This window comes from Cytobacillus sp. Bac17, assembly GCF_024519925.1.
GTDB classification, from domain to species: Bacteria; Bacillota; Bacilli; order Bacillales; family Cytobacillaceae; genus Cytobacillus; species Cytobacillus pseudoceanisediminis.
Genome location: NZ_JALJRC010000135.1, coordinates 1 through 309, shown reverse-complemented (window position 1 = coordinate 309; position 309 = coordinate 1). Strand labels below are relative to the sequence as shown.

The following is a 309-nucleotide window of genomic DNA, read 5'->3' as shown; positions in this document are numbered from 1 at the left end:
GGTACGCCAGCTGATTGCCCAGCGCCTGCTGGCCATCGGCGTGGGTGCCCATGTCCAGCGAGGCGACCATCGGGTGTTCGGCCAGGGCCTGGAGCAAGGCCAGCAGGTCGGCGTCCTCTTCTTCCAGCGCCTGGTCCGGCAGTTCTTCCAGCCATTGCACCTCGGCCACCAGCAACTGGTCCTTCTGCACCCCGGCGTCACGCACACGGAAACGGCGACCGCCTTCGACACGAATTCCCAGCAGGCCGTTATCCTGCTGCTTGAAGTCGCGGATCAGCGCTTCACAGCCGATCAGCGCGTAGCCATCCG

The 309-nt window shown here is 65.7% G+C and carries 1 protein-coding gene; it reads right to left on the bottom strand.

Going from position 1 to position 309, the window contains the following annotated elements:
* The coding region (locus NR125_RS29530) for an LON peptidase substrate-binding domain-containing protein (RefSeq protein WP_372675493.1) at positions 1 to 309 on the bottom strand (309 nt) is incomplete at both ends.